Origin of the sequence: Streptomyces lateritius, assembly GCF_014649715.1 — a bacterium.
GTDB classification, from domain to species: domain Bacteria; phylum Actinomycetota; class Actinomycetes; order Streptomycetales; family Streptomycetaceae; genus Streptomyces; species Streptomyces lateritius.
In genome coordinates this window covers 119477-127668 of sequence record NZ_BMTO01000013.1, presented here as the reverse complement: position 1 = coordinate 127668, position 8192 = coordinate 119477, and the positions used below count along the sequence as shown (strand labels likewise).

Sequence of the window (8192 nt, the reverse complement as noted above, 5' to 3'; positions counted from 1 at the left end):
CTTCAAGCTGACCTTCCCGTAACCACGGGGTGGTGCACCGGCCGCCCGGAGGGGTTCTCCCCTCCGGGCGGCCGCGCGTCGTGCTGGGGGAGTGTCCACAGGCCAGGCGGGACTCCGGGACCACGGCCTGGGTCGTGTCCGGAAGGTAGCGCCGTCTGCCCGCAGGGCAGGGCCCGCGGCGTCCGGTGCGTGCGATCGCGAGGCGGAGGGTCGCCCTCGTACCGGGCGTACTCGGGTGATCCCGACAACGCGGAGCGTGCGTGCCAGGCGTCACGGGCCAGGCGGGACGTTACGGACACGGCCTAGGGTGGTGGCCATGATCAGGGTGCTGCTTGCGGACGACGAGACGATGATCAGGGCCGGTGTGAAGGCCATTCTCACCACCGACCCGGAGATCGAGGTCGTCGCGGAGGCGGGCGACGGGCACGAGGCCGTCGAACTCGCCCGGCTGCACCGGCCGGACGTCGTCCTGCTGGACATCCGGATGCCGCGGCTCGACGGCCTCGGGGCGGCGCGGGAGCTGCGCCGGGCGGCGCCCGGGTCCTCGGTCGTCATGCTGACCACGTTCTCCGAGGACGCGTACATCGCCGGGGCGCTGGGCAGCGGGGTGAGCGGCTTCCTCCTGAAGTCCGGCGACCCTCGCGAGCTGGTCGCGGGGGTGCGGGCCGCGGCCGAGGGCGCCGCCTTCCTCTCCCCCGGCGTCGCCCGCCGGGTCATCGACACCCTGGGCGGGGAGCGCCTCTCCCGTACGGCCGAGGCCAGGGCCCGGCTCGCGCCCCTGACAGGCCGGGAGCGGGAGGTCGTGGCGCTGGTGGGCGCCGGCCTCTCCAACGCGGAGATCGCGGCACGGCTGTTCGTCGTCGAGGGCACGGTGAAGGCGCATGTGAGCGCGGTCCTCGGCAGGCTGGAGCTGCGCAACCGGGTGCAGCTGGCGGTCCTCGCCCACGAGGGGGGCTTGATGCCGGGGGCCCCGGATGCGTGAGCGGCTTCTCGACCTGGGGTTGTGGACCCTGCTCTGTGTGCCCGTCCTGCTGCGTTCCGACCCGAACGACGGCGGCTCGTGGACGCGCGTGGCGGCGGGGGTGGCGGTCCTCGGGGCGGCCGTGGCGGTCAGCCGGCGGTGGCCGCTGGTGCCGGTCGCGCTCACGGTCGGGGCGAGCCTCTCGGTCTCGCTGGAGCTGTTCACCGCCTCGTACGTCCTCGCCCTGATCGCCTTCGGCTATCTCGCCGGGCGGCGTCAGGAGCACACCCGGGCGGCGCTGTGGCTGTTCGGGGCGGTGGCGGCGGCCGGCCTGCTGCTGACCCGGCTGGCGGGTGTGTCGCTCGGCCAGTGGTTCACGCTGCTCCTCGTGCTGGCGCTCGCGATCGTGGCGCCGTGGCTGATCGGCCGTTACGTACGGCAGTACGACCGGCTGGTCCGCAGCGGCTGGGAACTGGCCGACCGGATGGAACGCGAGCAGGCGGTCGTGGCCGACCGCGAACGCGTGCGGGAACGTTCCCGCATCGCGGGCGACATGCACGACTCGCTGGGCCACGACCTGGCGCTGATCGCGCTGCGCGCCGGCGCCCTGGAACTGGCCCCGGGCCTGGGCCCGGACCAGCGGGCGGCCGCCGGTGAGCTGCGCCGCGCCGCCGCCGACGCCACCTCGCGGCTGCGGGACATCATCGGCGTCCTGCGCGCGGAGGACACCCCGGCCCCGACGGCTCCGACGGGCGAGCCGGTCGACGAGCTGGTGGCGCGGGCGAGAGCGTCGGGCCTGGCGGTGGAGCTGACCGGTTCGGCCGGCCCGGCGCTGCCGGCCATGGCCGACCGGGCGCTGTACCGGGTGGTGCAGGAGGCGCTGACGAACGCGGCCAAGCACGCGCCGGGCGCCCCTGTGGACGTCCGGATCTCACGCACCGACGAGACCGTCGAGGTACGCGTCGTCAACGGCCCGCCCCTCGAGGGCGGGGCGACGGACGAGGCGGGCGGCGGGCCGGCCGGGCCGGCCCCGCGCGGCACCGGCCACCCCGTCGGGACGGCGAGCGGACGTACCTCAGGCGCCACCGCCCCGCCGGCCGAGGACCCGGCTCCACGGGGCACCGGCCGCCCCGGCAGGCCGGCGAGCGGACACGCCTCGGCCGGCACCGGTCCGCCGGCCGGCGGACCGGCCTCGCGGAGGACGGCCCTCCACGGCGGGGCCCCGCGCGGATGCCCCTCCGGCGGCACCGGCCTCCCCGCCGGCCCGCCGCGCGGACGCCCGTCCGGCCGCCCCGGCCCCCCGGAGGGGGCCGGCGGGTTCTCCGGCGGGGCGGACGGGTTCTTCTCCGGGGGGACCGGGCTCGTCGGGCTCGACGAGCGGGTGCGGCTCGCGGGTGGGTCGCTGCGCCACGGGCTCACCGCCGAGGGCGGGTTCGAGCTGTGCGCGAGTCTGCCGCTGCGCGCGCCCGCGTCGCCGCCCGCACCACGGCCCGCCGCGCCGACCTCGGCGCGGGAGCTGGACCGGGCGCGCCGGCAGGTCCGCAGGGGCCTGGCTCAGGCGATCTGGATCCCGTCGGCCCTGCTGGTCGCACTGGCGCTGCTGATGGGCGGGGTGGCGCTCCACACCCAGCACCAGTCGTATCTGGAGCCCGAGGACTATGCCCGGCTCCAGGTGGGCCGGTCGCGCGCCGAGGTCGGGGCGCACCTGCCCGACCGGCCCCTGGACGGCCCGCCGGAACGGGCCCCGGCCGAACCGCCCGGGACGGACGAGTGCCTCTACTACCGGTCCACGCTCCTGGCCACGATCCCGGTGTACCGGCTCTGCTTCACCGACGGGCACCTCGCCTCCAGGAGCGAGGTGCCCTGACAGCCCGGGTGGCCGGCTCGTCAGCGCAGCAGCACGCCCGGCGCCTGCCCGGTCGTCTCCGCCGGCAGGGCCACGAGCCCCGGTTCCGCCGGTGAGGCGAGCAGCCGATGGGACGGCAGCACCCGCACCGTGCAGCCGAACGGACCCGTGCGGTCGAGGACGAGGGAGCCCTCGTAGGGGCGGCGGCCCTCCAGATCCGGACCGCCCGCCGGCTTCAGGACGCACACCCGGGGGTCGGTGAGGGCGTCGTCGGGCGTGACCCGGCCGGTGACCGCCTGGACCTCCACGTCGTCGGGCAGGAGGTCGCCGAGCGTCACCCTCACCCGTACCGCCGTCGTCGCGCCCAGCTCCGCGTCGGCCAGGTCCTCTCCGACCTCACCCACCTCGATGTGATCGATCGCGATCTTGGGCCAGGCGGCCCTCACCCGGGCCTTCCAGTCGGCCAGTTCGCGGGCGGTGGCCTGGGTCAGGGCCCGGTGGGCGTGGGCGGCGGGGGCGTACAGGCCCTCGACGTACTCCCGCACCATGCGGTCGGCGAGCACCTTCGGGCCCAGCTCGTTCAGCGTCCTGCGGACCATCTCCGTCCAGCGGACCGGCACACCGTCCGGGCCTCGGTCGTAGAAGCGCGGTGCGACCCGCCGCTCGATCAGCTCGTAGAGCGCGGCCGCCTCCAGGTCGTCCCGCCGCTCCTCGTCCGTCGCCGCCGCCCCTTCGGCGGTCGGGATGGCCCAGCCGAAGTCGGGCTCGAACCACTCGTCCCACCAGCCGTCCAGGACGGACAGGTTGAGGCAGCCGTTGAGGGCGGCCTTCATGCCGCTGGTCCCGCAGGCCTCCAGCGGGCGCAGCGGGTTGTTGAGCCAGACGTCGCAGCCGGGATACAGCCGGCGGGCCATGGCCATGCCGTAGTCGGGCAGGAAGACGATCCGGTGCCGCACCCGGGGGTCGTCGGCGAACCGCACCAGCTCCTGCACCAGCCGCTTCCCCCCGTCGTCGGCGGGGTGCGCCTTGCCGGCGACGACGAGCTGCACCGGCCGTTCCGGGTGGAGCAGCAGCGACCGCAGCCGTTCGGGGTCGCGCAGCATGAGGGTGAGCCGCTTGTACGAGGGGACCCGGCGGGCGAAGCCGATGGTCAGCACGTCGGGGTCGAGGACGGAGTCGGTCCAGCCGAGTTCGGCGCCCACGGCGCCCCGCTGCCGCCAGGAGGCGCGGAGCCGTTCCCGTACCTCGCTCACCAGCTGTTCGCGCAGGGTGCGCCGGAGCTCCCAGAGCTCCCGGTCGTCGGCGCCCTCCGCGCGGCGCCCGACCTCGGGCGCGGTCCAGGTCGGCGCGTGGACGCCGTTGGTGATGGAGGTGATGGGCACCTCCTCGGGGTCGAAGCCGGGCCAGAGCCCGGCGAACATCTCCCGGCTGACGGCCCCGTGCAGGGTGGAGACGCCGTTGGCGCGCTGGGCCAGCCGCAGGCCCATCGCGGCCATGTTGAAGAGGCCGGGCTCCCCGCCGAGCGGGGTCTCGTCGCCGAGGGCGAGGATGCGGCCGACGTCGACCCCGGGCAGCTCGCCGTCCTCGCCGAGGTAGCGGGCGACGAGTGAGCGCTCGAACCGGTCGATGCCGGCGGGGACGGGGGTGTGGGTGGTGAAGACCGTGCCGGCGCGGACGGTCTCCAGGGCCGCGTCGAAGCCGAGGCCCTCGCCCGCGAGTTCCCGGATGCGTTCGAGGCCGAGGAAACCGGCGTGGCCCTCGTTGGTGTGGAAGACCTCGGGCGCCGGGGTGCCGGTCAGACGGCAGTAGGTGCGGACGGCGCGGACGCCGCCGATGCCGAGGAGCATCTCCTGGAAGAGCCGGTGGTCGCTGCCGCCGCCGTACAGCCGGTCGGTGACGTCGCGTTCGGCGGGCGCGTTCTCCTCGACGTCGGAGTCGAGCATGAGGAGGGGGACGCGGCCGACCTGCGCGGTCCAGATGTGGGCGTACAGGGTGCGGCCGCCGGGGAGGGCGAGGGTGACCCGGGCGGGAGTGCCGTCGGTCTCGCGCAACAGCGCGACGGGCAGTTCGCCGGGGTCGAGGACGGGATAGTGCTCCTGCTGCCAGCCCTCGCGGGAGAGAGACTGGCGGAAGTAGCCGTGTCGGTAGAGGAGTCCGACGCCGATGAGCGGGACGCCGAGGTCGCTGGCGGCCTTGAGGTGGTCGCCGGCCAGGATGCCGAGACCGCCGGAGTACTGGGGCAGGGCGGCGGTGACGCCGAACTCGGGCGAGAAGTAGGCGATGCCCGAGGGCAGGTCGCCGCCCTGCTCCTGGTACCAGCGGGGCGCGTGCAGGTAGTGGTCGAGGTCGTCGGCCGCGGCGTTCAGCCGGGCCAGGAAGTCCTGGTCGGCGGCGAGCGCGGCGAGGCGGGTGGCGGAGACGGAACCGAGCAGCCGCACCGGGTCGATGTCGTCGGTGCGCCGCCCGCCGGAGCGGGCGGCGTGCTCGGGGTCGACGGAGTCGAAGAGTTGACGGGTCGGCTCGTGCCAGGACCAGCGCAGGTTCCGCGCCAGGTCGGTGAGCGGTCGAAGGGTGTCGGGGAGGACGGGACGCACGGTGAATCGACGGATTGCCTTCACGTGTTCCACCTTCGCAGGGGGTTACGGAACGGAGTGGACGCACCACGCTGTGCATCCCGACGACCGTAAGCCACCCGGTCCTCCCGGACCACGGCGCGCGGGGGTCGTGCCGCGGCCCGGGAGGGGCGTCAGCGCGGCGCGCCGAGCGTACGACCGACGGCGGCCCCCGCCTCGTACGGGGAGCCCTCGTTGACGGTGGCCGGGTCGAAGGCGCCGGTGGCCGCGTAACGGGCGGTGATCGAGGCCAGCTCCTCGGCGGGGATCACCTCATGGATGTCGGTGAATCCCTCCGGGGCCCGTTCGTGGGCCAGATTGATGACGACCTCGGGGCCGAGCCGCCGGTTGGCGAGCTGGAGCGCGGTGGTGGCGGGTCTGCGGTCGCGCTCGTAGGCGGCGAGGGCCTCCGCCGGGTCGCGGTGGCGGGCCAGGGCGTGGGCGAGGGCACGGGCATCCACGACGGACTGGGTGGCTCCGTTGGAGCCGATGGGGTACATGGCGTGCGCCGCGTCGCCGATCAGAGTGGTACGGCCGTGAGTCCAGCGGTCGAGGGGTTCGCGGTCGACCATCGGGTACTCGTGGGCGGCCGGTGCGGCTCTCAGGACGTCGGGGACGCTGACGCCGTCGAACTCCCAGCCCACGTAGTGGTGGAGGAAGGTCTCGACGGGTACGGAGCGGTTCCAGTCGCCCAGGTACTCCTCCCGTACCTCGTACGCCCCCCGCGCCCCGTCCGATGAGGCGTCCGCGGGCCGGGCCAGGGCCCAGTTGACCAGGACGGTCCCTCCGGAGGGGCGGCTGATCGGGTAGACGACGGCCTTCTGCCGGTCGTCGCCGGCGATGAACATGAAGGAGCCGACGGCACGGGCCGGCATCCGCGAGACGCCCCGCCAGATCAGCATCCCGTTCCACGGCGGGCTGCCCTCCGCCGGGTTGAGCGCGGCACGGACGGTGGAGCGGATCCCGTCGGCGCCGACGAGGACGTCGGGTTCGAGGGAGGCCCGGCCTCGCCGGGCGTCGTCCCGGTGCTCCAGCTGGATGCGGGGGCGGCCGTCGGGCAGGGTCTCGACGCCGGTGACCCGGACGCCGGTGACGAGGGCCGCGGCACCGAGTCTCTCCCGTACCGCCGCGGCGAGGACGGCCTGGAGGTGGGCCCGGTGGACGGAGAGCTGGGGCCAGCGGTATCCGGCGCCCAGGCCGCGCGGTTCGCGGGAGATCAGGCCGCCGGAGCGGTGGTAGTAGCGCAGTTCGCCGGTGCGCAGGGCGCCGGCTTCGAGGCGGGGGAGCAGGCCCAGCGCGTCGAGTTCGCGGACCGCGTTGGGCATCAGGTTGAGGCCCGTGCCGACGGGGCGGCTCTCGCGGACCGACTCCACGACGGTGACACGGTCGAACCCGGCGGCGTGCAGGGCGAGCGCGGCGGTGAGGCCGGCGATGCCGCCGCCCGCGACGACGATGTGGAGGAGCCCGGTGCCGGGCAGGTCACGCCCGGCGTCCAGCAGGGCGGACCCGCGCGGGGTCCCGTACGGGGGTGGTGGGGACGTCATCGGCTTCTCCCTCACGCCGCCGGCGTGCCGGCGCTCGGGCGGACGCGTGATCGCGTGCCGGTCGCGCGCCGCACCAGAGTCTCGTTGTCCCTGGTCAGGTCGAGGATCGAGCGGAGCAGGTCGACGGGTGCGCCACCGCTGCCCTCGTCGTACAGCCGCAGGTCGTCGCTGTAGGCCCTGCGGGCGATGCCGATGTGGCGGGCGCGGAAGGTCTTGAGGATCCTGAGCACCCGGCCGAGCGCGTGGGCGGAGGCGGCCAGTTGCGGGGGCAGCCGGTCGACGTTCTCCCAGCTGACGGCCGCCGAGAGCTTGCTGACGGCGGAGACCCCGCCGGCGTGCCGGGCGTGGAAGTCCCGCCAGGACGGCAGGCTGTACTGGACCGAGTCGGCGAGGAACTCGTCGTACGCGGAGTGGGAGCGGTCGCACTGCCAGAGGGTCACGTCGACGAGCCAGAGCGGGACCTGGGCGGCGGCGGGGCCGAGGTAGTCGCGCCCGGCGACGTCGATCGCCTCGAAGTAGGGGCGCAGGGTGAGCGCGAAGAACTCCGGGCTGACGTGGGCGATGGTGAAGTCGATGGAGTCGACCATCGACTGGACGTGGTGGGCGGTGCGGTCGAGGGCGACGGCGAAGCCGGGGTCGTACGGTTCGAGGCGGGCGAGCCTGGAACAGGTGTCGAGGGCGGCGACGAGGCCCGGGAACGCCATCCGGACGGCTTCCTGGAGGTGGGCCTCCATGGGATGGCCCGTGTACATCCGCTGGCGCGGGCCGAGCGGGTTCCAGGTGGTGTAGTGGTGCACGGTGTCGCGGGGCACCATGTCGGTCCGTCGTCCCAGGAGTTCGAGGACCGGGAGGACCTCGGGGACGGCGGCGACGGGCTGGATGCCGTGACGTTTCAGCGAGCCGAGCAGGATGCCGAGGTCCCGCATCGCGGCGAGCGCGTCGACGACGCTCCACTCGGCGGCCCGGTCCGGGTCGGGGACCAGGGTTCGCAGGGCCACGGTGAGCGCGGCGACGTCGGCGTCGGCGTTCATCCCGGGCAGGGCGGCGAGCAGGGCGTCGGCGCCGAGCGGGTCGGCGGCGCGTATGTCGGATATGCGGTAGCGCGGGTCGCCGCGTTCGTCGAGACCGGGCGCGACAAGGTCGTACAGGGTCAACGGAATGCCCTTCTGGTTTTTTGAGGGCTCGGTTCACCTCCGGGGCGCCCGGTACGTGCGTCGACGGTCGCGCGC

The 8192-nt window shown here is 74.8% G+C and carries 5 protein-coding genes; 2 read left to right on the top strand and 3 right to left on the bottom strand.

What is annotated here, in order from left to right; genetic code table 11:
* Window positions 1–316 precede the first annotated feature (316 nt).
* Entirely contained in the window at window positions 317–982 is a 666-nt protein-coding gene (locus tag IE136_RS25280) for a response regulator (RefSeq protein ID WP_158990645.1), read from the top strand.
* A complete protein-coding gene (locus IE136_RS25275) occupies window positions 975–2828 on the top strand; it encodes a sensor histidine kinase (protein ID WP_189601495.1) in 1854 nt (617 codons plus the stop codon). Before IE136_RS25280 ends, IE136_RS25275 begins: the two co-directional genes overlap by 8 nt.
* Window positions 2829–2848: 20 nt before the next feature.
* On the opposite strand, the gene glgP is transcribed toward IE136_RS25275, so the two are convergent.
* The 3 genes from glgP to IE136_RS25260 form a co-directional block, all read right to left on the bottom strand.
* On the bottom strand, window positions 2849–5425 hold the full coding sequence (gene glgP, locus IE136_RS25270) for an alpha-glucan family phosphorylase (protein WP_158990643.1): 2577 nt from the start codon (window positions 5423–5425) through the stop codon (window positions 2849–2851).
* A 128-nt stretch (window positions 5426–5553) separates the two neighbouring features.
* On the bottom strand, window positions 5554–6963 hold the full coding sequence (locus IE136_RS25265) for an FAD-dependent monooxygenase (RefSeq protein WP_189601494.1): 1410 nt from the start codon (window positions 6961–6963) through the stop codon (window positions 5554–5556).
* Between the two features lie 11 nt (window positions 6964–6974).
* The gene (locus IE136_RS25260; RefSeq protein WP_158990639.1) at window positions 6975–8117 is read right to left on the bottom strand and encodes a monodechloroaminopyrrolnitrin synthase PrnB family protein; all 1143 of its coding nucleotides are present in this window, start codon (window positions 8115–8117) and stop codon (window positions 6975–6977) included.
* Between the last annotated feature and the right edge of the window lie 75 nt (window positions 8118–8192).

Excerpts from the sequence above, each read along its gene's own strand:
- IE136_RS25265 (WP_189601494.1), bottom strand. The coding sequence starts at position 6,963 with ATGACGTCCCCACCACCCCCGTACGGGACCCCGCGCGGGTCCGCCCTG.
- IE136_RS25275 (WP_189601495.1), top strand. The coding sequence starts at position 975 with ATGCGTGAGCGGCTTCTCGACCTGGGGTTGTGGACCCTGCTCTGTGTG.
- IE136_RS25280 (WP_158990645.1), top strand. The coding sequence starts at position 317 with ATGATCAGGGTGCTGCTTGCGGACGACGAGACGATGATCAGGGCCGGT.